This is a genomic window from Campylobacter concisus, assembly GCF_050447505.1.
GTDB lineage: Bacteria > Campylobacterota > Campylobacteria > Campylobacterales > Campylobacteraceae > Campylobacter_A > Campylobacter_A concisus_BP.
In genome coordinates this window covers 774,014-792,376 of the sequence record NZ_JALMFZ010000001.1, presented here as the reverse complement: position 1 = coordinate 792,376, position 18,363 = coordinate 774,014, and the positions used below count along the sequence as shown (strand labels likewise).

The following is an 18,363-nucleotide window of genomic DNA, read 5'->3' as shown; positions in this document are numbered from 1 at the left end:
TCATCCAATATTTTTGATTTCATCTATGTAAATTCCTTGCATATTTTTAATGCCAAGCTCAATTAGCTTACTCTTTTGCTCTTCACTCTCAACACCAATCGCAATCAATATGATATCTTTTGAGCTTAAAACAACATCTAGTGATTGTTTTGTATTTGCTCCTGATTTATCACTTAAAAAGTCGATTAAGACGCTCGACTGGATCTTTACGTAGTCTGGATTAAATTCTTTTAACTTCTCAATGCCTTTTGCATTAAGATCAAAGTGGTCAAATCCAAAACCAAAGCCGAGTTCTTTTAATTTTTTAGTAAGTCTAACTATACTTTCGATACTAATATCGTCTTTGTTTGGAATTTCTATATAGTTCTTAGACTTTGAAATTTGAGCGATTTTTTTAAGCGTGGCTTCAAGTTTTGAGAAATTTTCATCCGAACTTAATATCTCTTTTCCTAAATTTATCGCCAAGCTTCCTTGAGGCAAGATATTTTCAGGCAAAATTCTAGCGATCCTATTTAGGATATGAAGATCAAGCATCGCACCTAAATTTAGCTCATTTACCATTGGCATAAAGTATGATGCCATGCGCCATTTGCCCTCACTATCAACGAGCCTTAGATAGAGTTCGTACTGCTCAAAGTTTGAGTCAAAACCAACTACTTTTTGAGCTGCAAATTTAAATTTATCCTCTTTTATAGAGTCAAAGATAAGCTCTTTGTATTTCTCTTTGCCGATGACTAGGGTGTTTTGATTTGCATTAAATTCTTTGCAAGCAAAGCAGCCAGCCAGTCTTGCACTAGCCAAAGTGACGTCAGCTGATGTAAGTAGCGTCCTCATGTCAGTGCTTGGCGAGTACTCGACAATAGCAGCATTGACTGGGCATTCGCTATCGTTTATAGAGAAATTTGCATAGAGTTTTTTAAACTCAGCCATGATCTTATCGTCTAAAGCTGAGAAATTTGATGAGTTTTTACCGTAAGAAAGCAAGATAAAATCGTTGTCATTTAGCCTTGCAACGATCGCATTTTGGTCATTTTCGGTTGATTTTTCTTGTAAAATTTGAGCTATTTTTATGATGACACTTTGCCATTTTTCAAAGCCAAGAACGCCTTTTAGCCCTGCTAGATCTTTAAAGCTAACAAGCGAAGCAACACCGCTTGAATACTCTTCACTCGCTAAATACTCACTAAATTTAGTTTGAAAAAATCTTCTATTGTAAGTGCCGCTCATAGAGTCTTTATATAAAAGCTCTTGATACTTGCTAAGTGTAGCCGCCTCTCTTTCAAAGATGTCTTGAACCTTGCTAACCATTGAGTTCATGGCGAGCACCATCTTTTTAAGGTCGGTTGTGAATGGAATTCTCTTTTGAATGATAAATTTATTATCAAGTATCGCTTCAGCTTGATCTTGCACCTTAACAAGTGGTCTAAATATCGCTTTTAGGGCGAAAAATGCCACGATAAGAGCGATGATGATCATTAAAGCTAGAAAGTTAAAAATATTTTTTGAGTTTGAGTAAAGCTCATTGTAAGCAAGTGCCGTGCTACCTTGAACATAGAGTGTGCCAAATTTTGCCCAGCCAGTCATGATCTCACTTGTTGCTACTGGAGCTTCAAATTTAGCGATCTTATAAAACCACTCAGGGATATCTTTAACAATAGTTTGTTGAGAATTTTCTATAAGCACCTTACCATCGACATCTTCAAGCTTAATGAGCTTGTATCTGCCGCTATCAAACATAGAATTTATCATCGTTTGTGCCAAAGACATATCCTCAGGATCGACAATCGGCTTTAAAGCAAGTCCAAGTGAGTTTGCTGTGTGTCTTGCGTTTTCACCGAGCTGGTCGTTGATGTATCCATTTAGGCTCTTAAAATTTAAGTAGCCAACAGCCATAAAAATCACGATGCCAAAAGCTATCACAGCGATCATAATCTGTTTAAATAGCGTCATAAATCCTCTTTTCCTATCCTATCTATTAGTTCCATCCACTTAGGATTTTGTTTTTTATTTCCACCTGGTATTGCCTGACCAAGACCTTCTTGTTTTGCCAAGTATAGCGAATCACCGTTGAAACTATAAACTGGCACGAGGTCTGTTCTTTGCGTTGCGATTTTTATTTTACCATTTATGTTGTCTAAAATTAATGGAATAGACTTTGGTGTATCATAATATGCCAAAACCATATGTGCTTGGTTGTATCTTAAGGCTTTAACGTATGTGAAGTATAATTTTTGAGTTGGAATTCCAAGTTGCTTTAGGGTGAAATACTTTGCGATAACGTAGTCTTCGCAGTCACCAGCGCCTTTTCCTACAAATTCCATTCTGGTAGCCCAGTAATCTTTTTTATGCCAAAGTTGCATATCATCAACCCACCTAAAAGAGTTAAAAAAATCATTTACTTTTATTAATTTCTCTTGTTCGGTTGCATCTTGCAATGAAGTCATTAAAGAATTTAATGCCGATGCCCTTCTTCTTGCATCTTCTCCATAAATTTTAGCCACCTTTGCTATCGTTGTTTGTTTTATAAAATCCCCGACAGCATTTAATGCTAATAACGAAAAAAGGACGCTTAAAGTAAGCGTCCAGAATTTTGCTTTGACCCTCATGGTCATCACTTTTTAAATTTTTATCTTAAGTCGTTTTGAATACTGCAAGCGCCTTGAATATACCTCTTAGCAAAGCCTGGCTCAAAACTATCTGAAACCATACCCATGTTATCTAGCAATCTATATTTTGCATAAGATAGTGCAGTCTCAGTTGTAGCGATCTCTTTTAAAGCTGTGTTGTACTCGTTTTCTGCATCAAGTAGGTTGATAAGGTCGCGGCGACCGATTCTAAACTCATCTTGGTAAGCATCAAGTGTAGCTTTTGCATACTCAACGTGTTGATTTAGGTAGCCCATTTTCTCTTGGTTAAGAACATAGTTTTGCCATGAGAATTCTAAAGACTCTTTAAGCTCTCTTACAAGGTTATCCATAGTTTGTTGCTCTTGTTGAACAGCAAGTTGGCTCTTCTCTTTATCTAGCTTATCGTTACCTTTGTTGTAAAGGTTGTAGTTTAGTCTTAAAAGAGCATCAAATGTTTGCTCTTCATAATCATCATATAAAACATTTGAGTGATCATAAGCACCTGACACAACAAGATCTAGTTTTGGTAAGAATGGTGCATTTTTCTCTTTTACAACAGATTCTGCCATAGCGATGTTTGATCTTTGAACTAGAAGTGTTGGGTTACAAAGAACAGCTTTGTCATAAACAGCTTCTTTAGTGCTTGGTAATGGCAGGTTAAATTCAGGCATTACTAGATTTTTAGCTGCAACTTTTCTTCCATATAGTTTTTCAAATGTAGAAAGTGCGTCTTCATAGTTATTTTTAGCAGCTATATAGTTTGATTGAGCCAAAGTATAGCGTGATCCAGCTTGTCTCTCTTCAGAAGCTACGCCGTAACCTGATCTTGCTCTATCTTTGATCTGGCTATAAATTTCTTCATGGCTTTTTACGTTTTCTTCTTCAATGTCAAGAATTCTCTTTGTTTGAAGAACTTGTAGATAAGCATTTGCAGCGCTTAGTGTTAGTCTATCTGCAGCTTGAGCTACTGTGTAAGCAGCTGAGTCAAGTCTTGCACTTTGAGAGTTGATTCTGTTTTTATCAGCACCACCATTATAAAGGTTTTCAACTAAAGTTAAAGATGCGCCAGATACTCTGCCATCGCCTCTTCTTGTTGAGATGCCATCATCAAGACGTTTTCTCTCATATCCTACTCTAGCAGCTGCATCAAGTGTTGGATAGTAGGCATTTTTAGCTATTTTTAGGTCTTTGCCTACTTGTAAGTAGTTAAATTCTGTAGCTTTTAAGCTTGGGTTTTCATTTAAAATAGTTTTTACAACTTGATCCAAAGTCAATACGCTATCATCAGCTTGTGCTGTAGCTGCTGCTTTAGGCTCTGCTGATATAGTTTGCTCTATATTAGATTTTTTAGCTGACTGAGCATTTGTTACAGGTGACTTAGCTCTCATTAAAGCATCTTTATAACCTGACTCATTTTGAACTTTAGCTAACAACTCATTAGCTTCATTTTCAGAAACTGGAGTTGTATCAACATATAAAAACTTTCTTCCACCAACTTCATAAACGCCAGTAGTTAGTCTGCTATCTGATATTTTGCTGTTTACTTTACTAACAGCACTATCGATTCTAGCAGCGCTATCATCTTGAGCGAATGAAGCTAGAAAAATCCTATAAGGGACATCTTGAGCAGACAGCAACGTTGCTGCGGCCAAAGCACTAATTGCTAACATCTTTTTCATAACTAGATCCTTTTACCTTTTTATTGTCAAGCTTTGGCTCGACTTTTAGTGCGAATTATACACCAAGAAATATTAAACGTATTTTAAATACCTTATGACAAAAAAATAATTTTTATATCGTCTTAGAAAATCGCCTTAAATTTTCAGGAATTTTCTTAAGATACTCATCAAAACACATTGCAATATTTCGTATTATCAGCGTTCCTGTCTCATTTACGCTGATTTTATCTGTCGTAACATCGACAAATTCACTTAAATTCTTTAGCTCCTCAAGCTCATTTTTGAAATGTTCAAAGAAATTTATATGAAATTCATCCTCGACTGCCTTGATATTAAGCCCAAAATTACTCATCAAACTCATGATCACACTTTTTCTAAGCAAGTCTTCATTACTTAGATAAATTCCCTTTGCGTATGGCAACTTTCCGCTATCGATCGCTTTTTCATACTCATCCATATCTTTATGATTTTGCGCGTAGTGTCTTTTGCACTCACCGATACTTGTGATGCCTATGCCGATAAGATCAGCGCCACCCTTTGTCGTATATCCTTGGAAATTTCTATGCAAAGTACCATTTGCCAAAGCGCCAAAAAGCTCATCATTTGGCTTTGCAAAGTGATCCATTCCTATCATTTTGTAGCCATTTTTAGTTAAAAACTCAGCTGTAAATTTTAAAATTTCAAGCTTCACTTCTGGATTTGGCAAGGTTGTCTCATCAAATTTACGCATCGACTTTTTTATCCACGGCACGTGAGCGTAGTTAAATACTGCGAGCCTGTCAGGATCAAGTGTAAGAGCAAGCTCAAGCGTCTTTTTAAAGCTCTCCAGACTTTGATATGGCAGGCCGTAGATCAGGTCCATGTTGATTGATTTTATACCCTTTTGCCTAGCCATTTTTACGGCATTTTGAGTGATCTCATAAGGCTGAATTCTATGAATTTCTTTTTGCACTTTCTCATCAAAGTCCTGCACGCCATAGCTTATGCGGTTAAAGCCGTGAGATATGAGCACATCAAGCTGCTCATTTGTCAAAAATCTCGGGTCTATCTCGCAGCTTATCTCAGCCTCTTTTGAGAAATTTTTAAATTTAGCCTTGATAAGTTTGATGATCTCATCAAGCTGAGCGGCATTGTAAAATGTCGGAGTACCGCCACCAAAGTGCATCTGCAAGACCTCAGTGCTTGTATCTAGGTGGCGAGCTAAAATTTCAAGCTCTTTTTCTATATATCTTATATATCTCTCTTTGCGGTCTTCTTTGCTCGTGTAGATGACGTTACAGCCACAAAAATAGCAAGCGCTCCTGCAAAAAGGCAGGTGTAAATAAAGCGAAAGCGGTCTTTTTTTATCGCGGTTTTCAAGCTCCTTTACGTAAGCCTCATAGCTAAATTTATCACTAAACTCCGGTGCTGTCGGATAGCTCGTATATCTTGGCCCTGGCCTTGAATACTTCACATACGCACTAAAATCAATCATCTGCCCTGCTCCTTGCCATTTGGATCATCTCTTTTATATCTACAAATAAATTTGGATGCTCTTTTTTGATATTTTTTACCAGCTTATCAAGGTCGATGTTAAACTGCCTGCTCTTTTTATCGTGAGCGATCTTTTTGATCTCATCCATCGCAACCACCCAAACATCGCTAAAATCAACCGGTATATTTTGCCAGATCGTCTTTTCAAGCCTTAGGTCAAAATTCTCTTTTTGTGACTCTTTTAAGGCCTCTATTAAAGCTGAGAGCGATTGTACAGAAATGACCGTGTGTAAATTTTGATTTTCATCAATGCCAAACCACGGCTCTTTCGAGTCCCAAGAGCCACTTTTTAAATTTAAAATGTGCTCGTTTGGATTTTTCGTTGAAACTATCTCAAAGACCGTTTTTTCAGGCTCGCTTAACCCAAGGTTATTACCGATCTCATCTATCTCATCATATATATTTTTCTCTTCACTCATATTCTTCTCTCATCTAACCAGACCATCACGCCTTTTTGCGCATGAAGTCTATTTTCCGCCTCGCTAAAAATTTCATCCGCGTGCCTTTCAAAGACCGCCTCGCTCACCTCGTAGCCTCTGTAAGCTGGCAAGCAGTGCAAAAATATCGCATCTTTTTTAGCTAAACTCATCAAATTTTCATCCACGCAGTATCCAGCAAAGTCTTTTAGCCTCTTTTCTTTCTCGGCCTCTTGACCCATCGATACCCAAGTGTCCGTAGTCACTACATCGGCACCATTTACCGCTTCTTTTATATCATTTGTGATAAAAATTTTCGCACCTGAAATTTTTGCGTTTTCATTAGCCATTTTTAAAATTTCAGCGTCCACCTCGTAGCCTTTTGGCGTGGCGACTCTTAGCTCAAGTCCTAGCTTGCTAGCTAGCATGAGCCACGAGTGAGTCATGTTGTTGCCATCTCCTACATATGCGACCTTCTCTCCTGCGCTAAATTCTAGCATGGTTAGATAGTCCGCCATGAGCTGAACTGGGTGAAATTTATCACTTAGCCCGTTTATCACTGGCACGCTTGAAAATTTAGCAAATTCTTCTAGTGTCTCGTGACGATCAACCCTTAGCATAGCCATGTCGCACATCCTGCTTATCACTCTAGCGGTGTCACGGATTGGCTCGCCACGGCCTATTTGTATATCATTTTTGCTTAAAAATAGCGCATATCCGCCAAGCTCATGCATGCCAACATCAAAGCTAACTCTCGTTCTAGTCGAGCTTTTTTCAAATATCATCGCAAGCTTTTGGTCTTTAAGATATGGCTTAAATTCTCTAGCCTTCGCCTCTTTTTTGATTTTGCGAGCTAAATTTATCATCTGCTCGATTTCATCTTTGCTAAAGTCATTTAGCGTCAAAAAGTGCCTCATCTTAGCCCCTTAAAATTTTAGCCGCTTCTTTTGCGTGATAGGTGATGATTAAATTTGCCCCTGCTCTTTTAAAGCCGATCAAGGTCTCCATCATAACGCGCTCATAGTCGATGATGCCAGCTTTTGCGCCAGCTTTTAGCAGTGCGTACTCGCCGCTTACGTTATAGACGCAAAGTGGCAGAAGTGTTAAATTTCTTAGCTCTCTAACGACGTCAAGATAGGCAAGCGCTGGCTTTACCATCAAGATATCTGCACCCTGTGCCTCGTCCTGCAAGCTCTCATTTATAGCTTCAAGGCGGTTTGCGCTGTCCATTTGGTAGCTCTTTCTATCGCCAAAGCTTGGAGCGCTTTGCGCCACGTCACGAAATGGTCCGTAGTAAGCTGAGGCAAATTTAGTCGAGTACGCCATCACTGGTAAATTTTCAAAGCCATTGTTATCAAGTTTCTCTCTTAGCGTTGCGATGATGCCATCCATCATGCCGCTTGGTGCGATCATGTCGGCGCCATTTTGAGCGTGTATCAAGGCTTGTTTAGCTGAAATTTCAAGCGTTGCGTCGTTGTCGATCGTGTTATGTACATGATCGATTATGCCGCAGTGGCCGTGGTCTGTGTATTCGCAAAAGCAAAGATCGGTGACGACTACTAAATTTGGAAATTTATCTTTTATGGCACGAAGCGCAGTTGCGATGATGCCGTTGTTGCTTAGTGCGTCGCTGCCAACGCTATCTTTTAGGCTTGATATGCCAAATAAAATGATCGATTTTATGCCTAAATTTACTATCTCTTCGCACTCTTTTAAAATTTCATCGATACTCATTTGATAGACGCCTGGCATCGAAGCAATCTCGTTTTTAACGCCTTTGCCCTCGACCACAAAGAGCGGATAGATGAAGTCATTTACGCTAAGGCTAGTCTCTCTTACCATGTCTCTTAAAGCTGGATTTATTCTTAATCTTCTAAAACGTTTAAACATATTTTTGCCTTTTCTTTGTTAAAATGCGTGATTTTTAGCTAGTTTAGCACAGTTGGAGTAAATTTAAAATGAAAATAGAAATTTCAAACGCCGCAAATCTACCCTCAAGATTTGGCACTTATAAGGTTCAAGCATTCAAAGAAGGGGCAAAAGAGCACCTCGTGATCTACAAAGAGCCTTTGAGCGAAGTCGTAAATCTTAGAATTCACTCTGAGTGCCTAACTGGCGATGCGATCGGAAGCCTAAAGTGCGACTGTCGCGATCAGCTTGAAGCGAGTCTAAAATATATCGAAGAAAATGGCGGCATGGTCATCTACCTGCGTCAAGAGGGCAGAAATATCGGGCTTTTAAATAAGATAAACGCTTACAGTCTGCAAGACAAGGGCTTTGATACGATAGAAGCCAATCACCAGCTAGGTTTTAAGGCTGATGAGAGGACGTATGAAGTGGTCGATTTTATCCTAAATCACTACGGCATAAAAGAGGTAAATTTACTCACAAATAACCCATTAAAACTTCACGGACTAAGCTCAGTAAAGATCGTAAAACGCGTGCCTATCGTCATCAAGCCAAATAAATTTAATGAAGGCTACTTAAAGGTCAAAAAAGAGCAAATGGGGCACATCTTGTGATGAAAAATGAGCTCTGCTTGCCAGCTGAATTTAGTGAAAAGGTAAAGGCTTACGCTCAAATTTTTGCTAAATTTAACAAGGTTCATAGCTTAAGCAACTATAAAGATATAAGCGAGCAGGTGCTTGATAGCATAAAACCGCTTGAGATTTTTGACCTAAGTGCCAAAACTGCGATCGATGTAGGTAGCGGAGCTGGCTTTCCAGCGATATTTTTAGCACTTGCGATGCCGCAAACGAAGTGGCACCTTTTTGAGCCGATAGCCAAAAAGTCATCATTTCTAAGCTACGCTAAGATCGAGCTTGGCTTGCAAAATTTAGAAGTTCATAGCCAAAAGATCGAGCTTGCAGATAAATTTACAGCTGATCTCATCACTTCAAGGGCGCTTAGCAAGACGAAAGAGCTTATAAAAATTTGCGACGGATTTTATGATGAAAACACCAAATTCCTCATCTACAAGGGCTCAAGCGTCATGGAGGAAATTTCAGGCATCGACGCGCAAATTTATAATGAAAAGAATAGAAACTACATATATTTTAATCTCAAAAACCAAGAGGAGATACGTTGAAATACTTGCTTTTTGTAGCGATTTTGGTTGCGATTTACATCATATTTTTTAAAAATAGAAAAAAAAGCGACAAGATAAGCACCAGTAACTTCGAGGAGTGCAGCAAATGCGGTGTCTTTAGCGACATCGACCAAATGGTGCTAAGGGACGGAAAATACATCTGTAAAGAGTGCATAAAGGGTGAGAGATGAAAATTTTGGGTGATGAGCTGATCAAATTTGAACCGCTATTTCTTTGCAAAAGTGAAGATGAAATTTCAAGCGGCAGGCAAAATCTCTTTAAATTTGATAGAAATTTGATAAAAAGAGCGCTAGAAGCTGGAGCAAGCTTTAGCATCATCGCAAATGACATCAACGAAGCTATCATTGCAAATGCCGCTGGAGCAAAATTTATTATTGCCGATATTACGCTAGCAAAAGATCTGGCAAAAGTTGCGCAAAACTACCTATTTGACGCACTTATCGCTGTTTTGATAGAAAGTGAAGCAAGCCTTTGTGAGCTTGCGAAATTTGAGATCGACGCGGCGATCCTGCCAAATGCTATAAAAGAATAAGGACAAAAATGGAAATTTTCAAAACCGCTTTTTTAATGGTTGCTTTAATGCTAGTTTTTATCGCTGTTGGTGGCTATGTGGGCGGCGAGCAAGGCATGATGATCGCATTTTTAATGGCAGCTGGCATGAACCTATTTTCTTATTTTTTCAGCGACAAGCTCGTGCTAAAAAGATATAACGCCATCCCAGTCGATGAGAGCAACGCTCACGGCCTTTACGAGATCGTCTCTCGCCTCACACAAAAGGCGAATTTGCCGATGCCAAAAATTTACATCATCCCAGAAGAGGTGCCAAATGCCTTTGCCACAGGCCGCAACCCAAGCCACGCAGCCGTCGCAGTAACCGAGGGGCTTTTAAAAATTTTAAATGAAAACGAGGTCGAGGGCGTGCTAGCTCACGAGTTAAGCCACGTAAGGCACTACGACATCCTAACTGGCTCAGTCGCTGCCATACTAGCTGGTGCCATCGCGATGGTCGCAAATTTCGCCAAGATAGGCACCATAGCAGGGCAAAATCAAAACTCACAGCGAAACGCCAACCCAGTAATTATGCTAATCATCGCCGTTGTGATGCCACTAGCTGCTACGATCATCCAAATGGCGATCTCAAGGGAGCGAGAGTACAAGGCAGACAAAGGCGCAGCCTATCTCACAGGACACCCAGAGTGGCTAGCTAGCGCGCTAAGAAAGCTTGAAAACTACTCAAATTCTTACGTCATGCAAAACGCAAGCGAGCAAAGCGCACATATGTTTATCGTAAATCCATTTGGCTCGCTAACTAGCAAGCTTGGCGTGCTTTTTAGAACACATCCTAGCACTAGCGACAGGATAGCTGAGCTTCAAAGACTAGAGCAAGAGATAAAAAGAGGCATGTAAAAATTTAGCCCTTAGTAAATTTGGGCAAAATTTTTTGTTTTTGCTTTAAATTTTAAATAAAGATAGGCAAATTTTAAAATTTCATTGGCAAGCATATCACGCTTCTAAATTTAGTAAGTTGCTAAGGTAAATGAGTGAAGTTTTAAAAATTTGCAAAATAGTAAATTTCTATTTTTAAGAATATAAACTTTAAATTCCAAAACTTTTATCCAAAAGGGAGACAAGGGGACTCGAGTTACGAGGCCATCCCCTTATCCCCCTTTTTAAATCCTCCAAACCCCTCGCACGTTAGAGGTGGCATGCAATAGTGCTGGCGCACTGCATGCATTTGTGTGAGAGAATTTATAGCAAATTTTAAAATTTCATGAACGAGTAATTTCGGCTCTAAAATTTGAGCTAAGCTGCAAGCGAAGCCAAATTTTAGTAGTCAATTCTTGCGAGTGAATGGAATTTTAAAATTTGCAAAGCAATCTAATCAACTTTGCAAGCGAAAAAGCTAAAATTTAACCCCAAATTTCACTGCACTCTCTTGCAATCTTCATCTTTTATCGTGTATTCAAAGATTAGTTCGCCGTTTTCTGAGTAGAAAATTTCATCCAAGCTAACGCCGATACTTAGCATATTTAAGATTTCTTTATCCTTGCAGGCGGTTCTTAAATTTTCTTTTTTTATAGCCTCGATAAATTCCAAAAGCTCTTTTTCTTCAAGCCTTTTGATCTCTTGTTTTCTTGCGTGTTTGACGGCATATCTGTAGATGAGCGTATCGCCCACGTTTAAGATATCATTAAGCGTTAGCGTCGGTGTGCAGATAAATGGGAGCTTTTTTTTGTAGTATGTTGCGTGATTTTTCGCTGCCATATCTGGCGTCAGAGCCAAAGCTAGCGAGCAAAAAAACAGCGCAAAAATGGCTACTCGCAACTACTCTTATCCAGCTTCAAATCAAAAAGGTGTCTGCCCTCAAAGCCGTAGCTGCCACTTAGCGTGATGCCGCGATTTAGCGCAGCTCTTGCCATGCCTGAGTTGCAAAGCGCCTCTTTTCCATTTTGATAAAATTCATCTTTTAAAGCCAAAATTTGAGCTTTGTTGTAGCCTTTTAGCTTCTTTGTCTTGGTCTCGTTTAAGACAAACTCGCCATGTATGTTCAGCCCGTCGCTGCTTACATCTTTTAGCGTGATCATCTCATCGACCCTGCTTGGCAAATTTGGCTTTGCAGTTTGGACAACAAAGGCTGGGATCTGCTTTGTATCAAGCTGATTTAGTATCTGCTCATAGACTTTAAACTCACTCTCTTGCACACCAAAAGCAAGGCTTGCAAGAGCTAATAAAACGATCTTTTTCACATATTACCTTTATATAAATTTTCTAGTGATATTTGGCGAGAGTTTGACCAAGATGTCGTAGTTTATCGTGTCAAAAAAGTTAGCCCAAACATTTGCGTCCTCAAAGACACAAACCCACTCGCCACTATCTTTGCAGCTAAAGCTATCCATCGAAATTTTGCCAAGTATCAGCTCGCCGCTTGCAAGCCTTAGCTCGCCCTCTCCGCTATATCTTAGCAGTCCATCGCCATATCCAAGATCATAAGTAGCGACGTTTATATCATCTTTTGCTATAAATTTAGCCCCATATCCCACGCTTTGACCACTTTTTAAGACCCGCCTGCTAACGCGCTTTGCCCAAAGTGAAAGCACTGGTTTTAAATTTAAAGAGCTATTAAACTGAGCATATCCATACTGAGCGATGCCCACGCGCACCATCTCATCTTTTATCTCGCTCGCTCTTTCGAGGGCGGCTGAGTTGTGAGAGTGAAAGATCGGTTTTTTAAAGCCAAATTCATCGCAAAGAGCTAAAATTTTCGCTTTTGCGGCGTTAAAGTTTTCTCTTTGCACGAAATAATCAGCATTTAGCTCATCGCTTGCTCGAAAGTGAGTATAAGCGCCAAGAAGCTCTAAATTTCTTCTAGCTAAAATTTCAAATGCATAATCAAGCTCGCTTATATCAAGCCCATTTCTATGCATGCCAGTGTCAATGGCGAGGTTGATTTTTGTATTTTCTTTTATCTTTAAAAGTGCGTCTATGTCGTTTATGGCGTAGGTAAATTTAGCGCTCTCATCGCCTGTTGCGATGTGCGATAGGATCAAGATATTTTCAAAGATATCAGCAAGCTCATTTGCTTCAAATTCGCTCTTTACAGCGCAGTTTTTTATGCCAAATTTCCTAGCCTCGCTAGCTATGAGCCTTGCGCCGTGCCCATAAGCGTTATCTTTTAGCACGACGATCACTTTTTCTTTTCCGCCAGCTTTGTCACAAATTTTAGTTAGATTGTGGATATAGGCTGCTTTGTTTAAGCGTATCTCAGACATTGAAATTCACATTATAAGCTTTATAAACGTCAGGCAAGAGCTTTCTTACGTTGTAGTCAAATGCATAAAATTTAGCGTAAATTTCTTTTAGATCAGCCTCTTTGACCTTGCTAAAGTCAAAGACGTCAGTGCCATTTTTCTTTGGCACTTGGCGGTCTAGCTCAGCAAAAAATGCAGACCTCGCCTCTAAAATTTTCTCTATCTTCTCTTTAACTTCTTGAGATTTTTCCACTTCTACTCCTCTATAAAAATTTTCATCTCATCGCCATAAAGCTTGACGTAAAGGGTCTTTTGACCTGCAAATTTATGCGTATCAGCAGCATAATCCTCATAAAAACTCACACGAAAGAGCTTGTCGTTTTTAAGGTTTGGATAAGGTGTGATGAGAAAATTTGAAAAAGCGATATGTTTTTTCTCTTTTTTAGAAAAGATCGCTCGTTTCATATTTTTAAAATTTTCTAAACTCATGCCGTCATATCGCTCAAAATCTTTATCATAAAATTTCAAATAGCTATCGATGTCGCTCTCGCTCCAAGTCTTCTTCCAGTTAAGAATTCCAGAGATGATCACCGCTATGTCGTTCACGCTTGCTTCTGGGCGCTTGTCCTCGTAGATAAAAGCGAGCGTTTTTTTGTGGTCTATAACTTCGTCAAATTTCATCAAGATGTCATTTTGCATAGCTACGCAGCCTTTTGTCTTTAGCTCATCTGTCCTTTGACCATCGAGCGGATAGCCATGTATCCAGATGCCGCTGCCATTACGTTTGGCAAGTTTATCAAGTAAATTTGGATATGAAAGAGAAAAAGCAAGTGGGCCAAGATATCTGTCGTTTGGCGTAAATCTACGCGTGAGCTGATAGACGCCAACTGGCGTTTTTAGGTCGCCCTCAAGCAGTTTATCGCCATTTTTACCAACGATGACGCTTGAGCTAAAGAGTTTTTTTGTAACTCCGTCTTTATAAGAGATGACTTCAAGCTCTTTGTCAGTCTTATCAACCACGCTTAGAAGTATCTCGTTGTCGTAATATCCGTATCTAACGTCCTTGTCTTTGAGCTTGTTTAGCCAGTAGTCCTTACTTAAAATATTTTTTTCAATGGCTTCTATGACGGCAGATGGGCCATTTTTTAAGTAAATTTCTTCGTAATTTTGGGCAAAAAGACAAGGCGCTAACGCGATGAAGAAAAATAGTATCTTTTTCAAGTGAAGTGTCCCAAAAAGTAAAATTTAGTGCGTAATTATAACCTAAAAAATTTCAATTTTTAAATTTTAAAGGGAATTTTAGTTTCTTTATATGTATAATCTGAAAACCATTATTAATTTACCATAAAGGAAAAAATATGAAAAAACTTGTTTTTGGTGCATTACTTGCGGCATCTACTCTTATGGCGGCTGATATAAGCCTAGAAAATGTTAGAGCAAGAGACACAAAGCCTGGCACAAACAACAGCGCTATTTTCATGAATATCAAAAATGCTTCAAATGCCGATGTAAAGCTAGTTGGCGTTCATTCAAGTGTTTGCAAAAGCACTGAAATTCACACTCACAAGATGGAAAATGGCATGATGGCTATGGTTCAAGTTGAGGACGCTGTTATCCCAAAAAATGGTGAGACAAAGCTAGCGCCTGGCGGTCTTCACATCATGCTTATGGATCTAAATAAGCCCATAAAAGATGGCGACAAGGTTGATCTGGAGCTTAAATTTAGCAACGGCGAGAGCATCAAGCTTGATAATATCGGAGTAACTAAAAACTTTAAATAATGAAAAAAATTCTAATCATTTTTTCACTCATATTTATCGTGGCAGGCGCTTTTTGGATAGGTCATAAATTTATGGTAAGCAAAGAGGATCCGCCTGAATTTGCCGATGTAAATACATCGCTTGACCCTCTAAAATGCGATCTAAACAAAGATGCTTGCGAGGTGAAATTTAATGGCGTTAAGCTAAAGATAGACATCTCGCCAAGACCGATCTTTGCGATGAGGCCGTTTAGCTTTAAGATCATTAATGGCAAAAATTTAGGACTAAAAGATCCAAATCTTGTAATCGATGGCATAAATATGAACATGGGTTCTATAAAGGCAAGACTTGATCAAAGGGGCGATAACCTAATAGCCCAAGTCGTGCTAAGTGCTTGTGTGGTCGATCTTATGAGATATAGATTTAAGCTGCTTGATGGCGAAAAAGATACTGGATTTTTTGTCGATCTCGATCTAAAAATGTAAGGGCAAATGATGAAAAAGACACTTTGGGGCTTAATAATAATCTTAATATGTGCTGGTCTTGCGATGCTTTTTATAAAGCCAAACAAGTATGATTTTAAGGCGCTTTCAGAGCATGGCGAAGTGAGCCTTAAAAACTATAACGGCAAATATAAAGCGATATATTTTGGTTATCTTTACTGCCCCGATGTCTGCCCTACTACGCTCTCTCTTGTGGGCGATGAGCTAAATAAACTAAAAAGAGACGACTTTGAGCTACTTTTCGTCACCCTTGATCCTGAGCGTGACACACCTGAAAATTTAACCCTAATGGCTAAAAATTTCTACAAAGATGCAGACGGACTAAAGCTAAACGATCTGCCAAAAGTCGCTAAAAACTACGGCGTAAAATACCAAAAAGTGCATCTTAAAAACTCTGCTATGGGCTACTCTGTCGCTCACAGCTCTGCTATCTATCTACTAGATAAAGATGGAAATTTTTACAGCGAAATTTCAAATTTAACTAGTGAAAATATCAAAGAAAATCTCTTAAATTTGATAAAAGATAGACCATAAATTTATCTTGTAGATCAAAATTTCTTATTTTTTAAAAAAATTTCTTAAACAGCTATACAATTCTTTTTAAACTAGCCGATATTGCGATAATGTAAATCATATGTAAAGGAATTCGTGTGAAGTCAATCACCAATAAAATAGCACTAATGCTAATAGTTGCTCTATGTATATCGTTTGTGGCTATGTCAGCCGCTAGTTACTACACCGCCCAAAACAAAACCATCGAGCTAGTCATCCAATCTCAACGTCAAATTTTAAAAGATGTAAAAAACGCTATGAATACATTTTTTGACGAGAATACACATGCCGCAAATGGCATCGCCCAAAGACTAGGAAAGCTAGAGGATAGAAGCCAGATAAATGAAATTTTAAGCACGACAAAGCTAATCGTATCGCCTGAGATAGAGAGAATTTTTGTTGGATATGAGAGCGATGGTGCGATGTACCGCTCAAATGGTAAGAATGAGATGCCAAAAGACAATGGCTACGACCCAAGAACAAGAGACTGGTATAAGATCGCAAAAGGCGCAAAAGCAACTTTTTCTGATCCTTATAAATCATCAAGCTCAAATGCCATAATGATAGCATTTTCAGCACCTATCGGTGATAAAGGTGTCGCTGCCATGAATGCTGATATTTCAAGCCTCAGTGAAGAGATCATGAGTATCAGCAAGACTGATTATAGTTATGCTTACGTAGTAGATAAAGATGGCAAGATCATCATCCACCCTAATAAAGAGCTAGTTGGCAAAGAAAATGCTACAACGACAAAGCTGGTTGAAAGATATAAAAATAAAGACTTCAATGAAAATGGCCTTATTGCTTATAAAAACTCAAAAGGCGAAGAGAGATATGCTGACTTCATAGAGCTAAACGATCGTGGCTGGCTAGCTATCTCTGCCATGCAAAAAGATGTATTTACGTCAAATACTATGCCCCTCCTAAAGATCCAGCTAATCCTAGCAGTGCTATTTATCGTTATCCTCTCAGCATTTGTCTATTTCTTACTTAAAAAGTCTCTTAACCCTATAAAAACCATCCAGTCTAAGCTTGATGATGTGTTTAAATTTGTAACTTACGAAGCAAAAGCACCAAGCAAGCTAGAGGTAAGATCAAATGACGAATTTGGCGAGATGAGTAAAGCGATAAATGAGAACATCGATAAAGTCGTAGCTGGCATCAAAAAAGATAGCACTATGATAGATGAGCTAAATAAGGTAGCAAATTTAATGATCAAAGGAAACCTTGGAGCAAAGATAAGCTCAACTCCAAACAACCCATCGCTAAATGAGCTAAAAGAGCTACTAAATAAATTCTTTACATCTATCTCGGCAAATTTAAAGGGCATAACAAATGTTCTTAGCTCATATACTAAAAATGACTTTACAGCAAAGGTTGAGATAAATGAAGAGCTAGAGGCTGACCTAAAGGCTATGATACTTGGAGTATCAAATATGGGTGAAGTAATTTGCACTATGCTAAACTCAAATTTAAATGATGCCAAGATGCTTGAAGAAAAAGCTAAACTACTAGCTAGCTCAGTATCAAAAGTAGCAAGCTCAGCAAACACTCAAGCAAATAGCTTACAAGAATCTGCTGCTGCAGTTGAACAAATGTCTAGCTCAATGAATGCCATATCTCAAAAGACAGCTGATGTTATAAGACAAAGTGATGAGATCAAAAACATCATAACTATCATTAGAGATATAGCAGATCAAACAAACCTTCTAGCACTTAATGCTGCAATAGAAGCTGCACGTGCTGGAGAGCATGGTAGAGGCTTTGCCGTCGTGGCTGATGAAGTTAGAAAACTAGCTGAGAGAACTCAAAAATCACTTGGTGAGATAGAAGCAAATACAAATGTCCTAGCTCAATCAATAAATGAGATGAGTGAATCTATAAAAGAGCAAAGTGAAGGCATAAACATGATAAATCAATCAGTTGCTCAAATAGATAATCTAACAAAAGAGAATGTGGTAATTGCAAACCAAGCAAACGAAGTAACAAGCGATGTTGATAACATGGCTAAGACAATAGTAAGCGAAGTAAGAAAGAATAAATTTTAATTCAAACTGCTTCATAAATCTTCATAAATTTCAACCTGGTTTAAGCTGGGTTGGGGTTTGTATGTTTTTAAATTTAATTTTTATCCAACTGCTTTAAATTTAATAATCAAAAAGCTAAAACAAAAATGCATGCAGTGCTTTAGCACAATTGCATGCACCTCTAACGTGCGAGGGGATTGGGGGATTTAAAAAGGGGGATAAGGGGACGGCTTCGTAATTTAAGTCCCCTTGTCTTCCTTTTGAATAATTTGAATAAAAAGAAATTTACAAATTTAATCAAGCTATTTTACAAATTTTAAAATTTCATGAGCGAGTAATTTCGACTCTAAAATTTGAGCTAAGCGATAAGCGAAGCCAAATTTTAGTAGTCAATTCTTAGGGGTGAGT

General features: G+C 38.6%; 21 protein-coding genes and 1 pseudogene. 10 read left to right on the top strand and 12 right to left on the bottom strand.

Annotated elements, in window-relative coordinates; all coding sequences use genetic code 11:
• The 7 genes from MTT09_RS03910 to hemB all read right to left on the bottom strand — a co-directional run bounded on the left by MTT09_RS03910 (nucleotide 1) and on the right by hemB (nucleotide 8,145).
• Nucleotides 1-1,950: a bifunctional diguanylate cyclase/phosphodiesterase gene (locus MTT09_RS03910; RefSeq protein WP_149725762.1), complete on the bottom strand. Its 1,950-nt coding sequence runs from the start codon at nucleotides 1,948-1,950 to the stop codon at nucleotides 1-3.
• Complete coding sequence (locus tag MTT09_RS03905) at nucleotides 1,947-2,606, bottom strand: transglutaminase-like cysteine peptidase (RefSeq protein ID WP_012001497.1); 660 nt, start codon at nucleotides 2,604-2,606, stop codon at nucleotides 1,947-1,949. Before MTT09_RS03905 ends, MTT09_RS03910 begins: the two co-directional genes overlap by 4 nt.
• Before the next feature lie 20 nt (nucleotides 2,607-2,626).
• Complete coding sequence (locus MTT09_RS03900; protein WP_103574048.1) at nucleotides 2,627-4,306, bottom strand: TolC family outer membrane protein; 1,680 nt, start codon at nucleotides 4,304-4,306, stop codon at nucleotides 2,627-2,629.
• A gap of 112 nt (nucleotides 4,307-4,418) precedes the next feature.
• A complete protein-coding gene (hemN, locus tag MTT09_RS03895; RefSeq protein WP_429802663.1) occupies nucleotides 4,419-5,780 on the bottom strand; it encodes an oxygen-independent coproporphyrinogen III oxidase in 1,362 nt (453 codons plus the stop codon).
• Nucleotides 5,773-6,258, bottom strand: a complete 486-nt coding sequence (locus MTT09_RS03890; protein WP_012001494.1) for a DUF2603 domain-containing protein — start codon at nucleotides 6,256-6,258, stop codon at nucleotides 5,773-5,775. Before MTT09_RS03890 ends, hemN begins: the two co-directional genes overlap by 8 nt.
• Entirely contained in the window at nucleotides 6,255-7,172 is a 918-nt protein-coding gene (gene argF, locus MTT09_RS03885; protein ID WP_429802661.1) for an ornithine carbamoyltransferase, read from the bottom strand. The genes MTT09_RS03890 and argF overlap by 4 nt, the downstream gene beginning before the upstream one ends.
• A 1-nt stretch (nucleotide 7,173) precedes the next feature.
• Nucleotides 7,174-8,145 (bottom strand): porphobilinogen synthase, encoded by a 972-nt coding sequence (hemB, locus tag MTT09_RS03880; protein WP_429802659.1) that lies wholly within the window; start codon nucleotides 8,143-8,145, stop codon nucleotides 7,174-7,176.
• A gap of 68 nt (nucleotides 8,146-8,213) precedes the next feature.
• Between hemB and ribA the strand changes: the two genes are divergently transcribed.
• From ribA to htpX, 5 genes are read left to right on the top strand one after another with little or no spacing between them, the layout of a single operon-like run.
• Nucleotides 8,214-8,777 carry a GTP cyclohydrolase II gene (gene ribA / locus MTT09_RS03875; RefSeq protein WP_012001491.1) on the top strand — a complete coding sequence of 188 codons (564 nt, stop codon included), beginning with the start codon at nucleotides 8,214-8,216 and terminating at the stop codon, nucleotides 8,775-8,777.
• Complete coding sequence (gene rsmG, locus MTT09_RS03870; RefSeq protein WP_429802657.1) at nucleotides 8,777-9,343, top strand: 16S rRNA (guanine(527)-N(7))-methyltransferase RsmG; 567 nt, start codon at nucleotides 8,777-8,779, stop codon at nucleotides 9,341-9,343. Before ribA ends, rsmG begins: the two co-directional genes overlap by 1 nt.
• A complete protein-coding gene (locus MTT09_RS03865) occupies nucleotides 9,340-9,534 on the top strand; it encodes a hypothetical protein (protein WP_009294554.1) in 195 nt (64 codons plus the stop codon). Before rsmG ends, MTT09_RS03865 begins: the two co-directional genes overlap by 4 nt.
• Complete coding sequence (locus MTT09_RS03860; RefSeq protein WP_149708675.1) at nucleotides 9,531-9,896, top strand: hypothetical protein; 366 nt, start codon at nucleotides 9,531-9,533, stop codon at nucleotides 9,894-9,896. The genes MTT09_RS03865 and MTT09_RS03860 overlap by 4 nt, the downstream gene beginning before the upstream one ends.
• 8 nt (nucleotides 9,897-9,904) lie before the next feature.
• Nucleotides 9,905-10,771: a zinc metalloprotease HtpX gene (gene htpX / locus MTT09_RS03855; protein WP_429802655.1), complete on the top strand. Its 867-nt coding sequence runs from the start codon at nucleotides 9,905-9,907 to the stop codon at nucleotides 10,769-10,771.
• A 516-nt stretch (nucleotides 10,772-11,287) separates the two neighbouring features.
• On the opposite strand, the gene MTT09_RS03850 is transcribed toward htpX, so the two are convergent.
• From MTT09_RS03850 to MTT09_RS03830, 5 genes are read right to left on the bottom strand one after another with little or no spacing between them, the layout of a single operon-like run.
• Entirely contained in the window at nucleotides 11,288-11,629 is a 342-nt protein-coding gene (locus tag MTT09_RS03850) for a hypothetical protein (protein ID WP_180995407.1), read from the bottom strand.
• Nucleotides 11,630-11,679: 50 nt separating this feature from the next.
• Complete coding sequence (locus MTT09_RS03845) at nucleotides 11,680-12,111, bottom strand: peptide deformylase (RefSeq protein ID WP_103596742.1); 432 nt, start codon at nucleotides 12,109-12,111, stop codon at nucleotides 11,680-11,682.
• A gap of 9 nt (nucleotides 12,112-12,120) precedes the next feature.
• Complete coding sequence (locus MTT09_RS03840) at nucleotides 12,121-13,134, bottom strand: alanine racemase (RefSeq protein ID WP_107945693.1); 1,014 nt, start codon at nucleotides 13,132-13,134, stop codon at nucleotides 12,121-12,123.
• Complete coding sequence (gene cmeU / locus MTT09_RS03835) at nucleotides 13,127-13,366, bottom strand: CmeU family protein (protein WP_004317595.1); 240 nt, start codon at nucleotides 13,364-13,366, stop codon at nucleotides 13,127-13,129. The genes MTT09_RS03840 and cmeU overlap by 8 nt, the downstream gene beginning before the upstream one ends.
• Before the next feature lie 2 nt (nucleotides 13,367-13,368).
• On the bottom strand, nucleotides 13,369-14,334 hold the full coding sequence (locus MTT09_RS03830; protein ID WP_004317576.1) for a L,D-transpeptidase family protein: 966 nt from the start codon (nucleotides 14,332-14,334) through the stop codon (nucleotides 13,369-13,371).
• 137 nt (nucleotides 14,335-14,471) lie between these two features.
• Here MTT09_RS03830 and MTT09_RS03825 point away from each other — a divergent pair, with 137 nt between their 5' ends.
• The 5 genes and pseudogenes from MTT09_RS03825 (at nucleotide 14,472) to MTT09_RS03805 (ending at nucleotide 17,976) form a co-directional block, all read left to right on the top strand.
• The gene (locus MTT09_RS03825; protein ID WP_009294266.1) at nucleotides 14,472-14,894 is read left to right on the top strand and encodes a copper chaperone PCu(A)C; all 423 of its coding nucleotides are present in this window, start codon (nucleotides 14,472-14,474) and stop codon (nucleotides 14,892-14,894) included.
• On the top strand, nucleotides 14,894-15,358 hold the full coding sequence (locus MTT09_RS03820) for a hypothetical protein (RefSeq protein ID WP_103581939.1): 465 nt from the start codon (nucleotides 14,894-14,896) through the stop codon (nucleotides 15,356-15,358). Before MTT09_RS03825 ends, MTT09_RS03820 begins: the two co-directional genes overlap by 1 nt.
• 9 nt (nucleotides 15,359-15,367) lie before the next feature.
• A complete protein-coding gene (locus tag MTT09_RS03815; RefSeq protein WP_429802651.1) occupies nucleotides 15,368-15,910 on the top strand; it encodes an SCO family protein in 543 nt (180 codons plus the stop codon).
• A gap of 146 nt (nucleotides 15,911-16,056) precedes the next feature.
• Nucleotides 16,057-16,695 (top strand): annotated as a pseudogene (locus tag MTT09_RS03810) (cache domain-containing protein); the annotation flags it as partial.
• Between the two features lie 117 nt (nucleotides 16,696-16,812).
• Complete coding sequence (locus tag MTT09_RS03805) at nucleotides 16,813-17,976, top strand: methyl-accepting chemotaxis protein (RefSeq protein WP_429803706.1); 1,164 nt, start codon at nucleotides 16,813-16,815, stop codon at nucleotides 17,974-17,976.
• Nucleotides 17,977-18,363 lie beyond the last annotated feature (387 nt).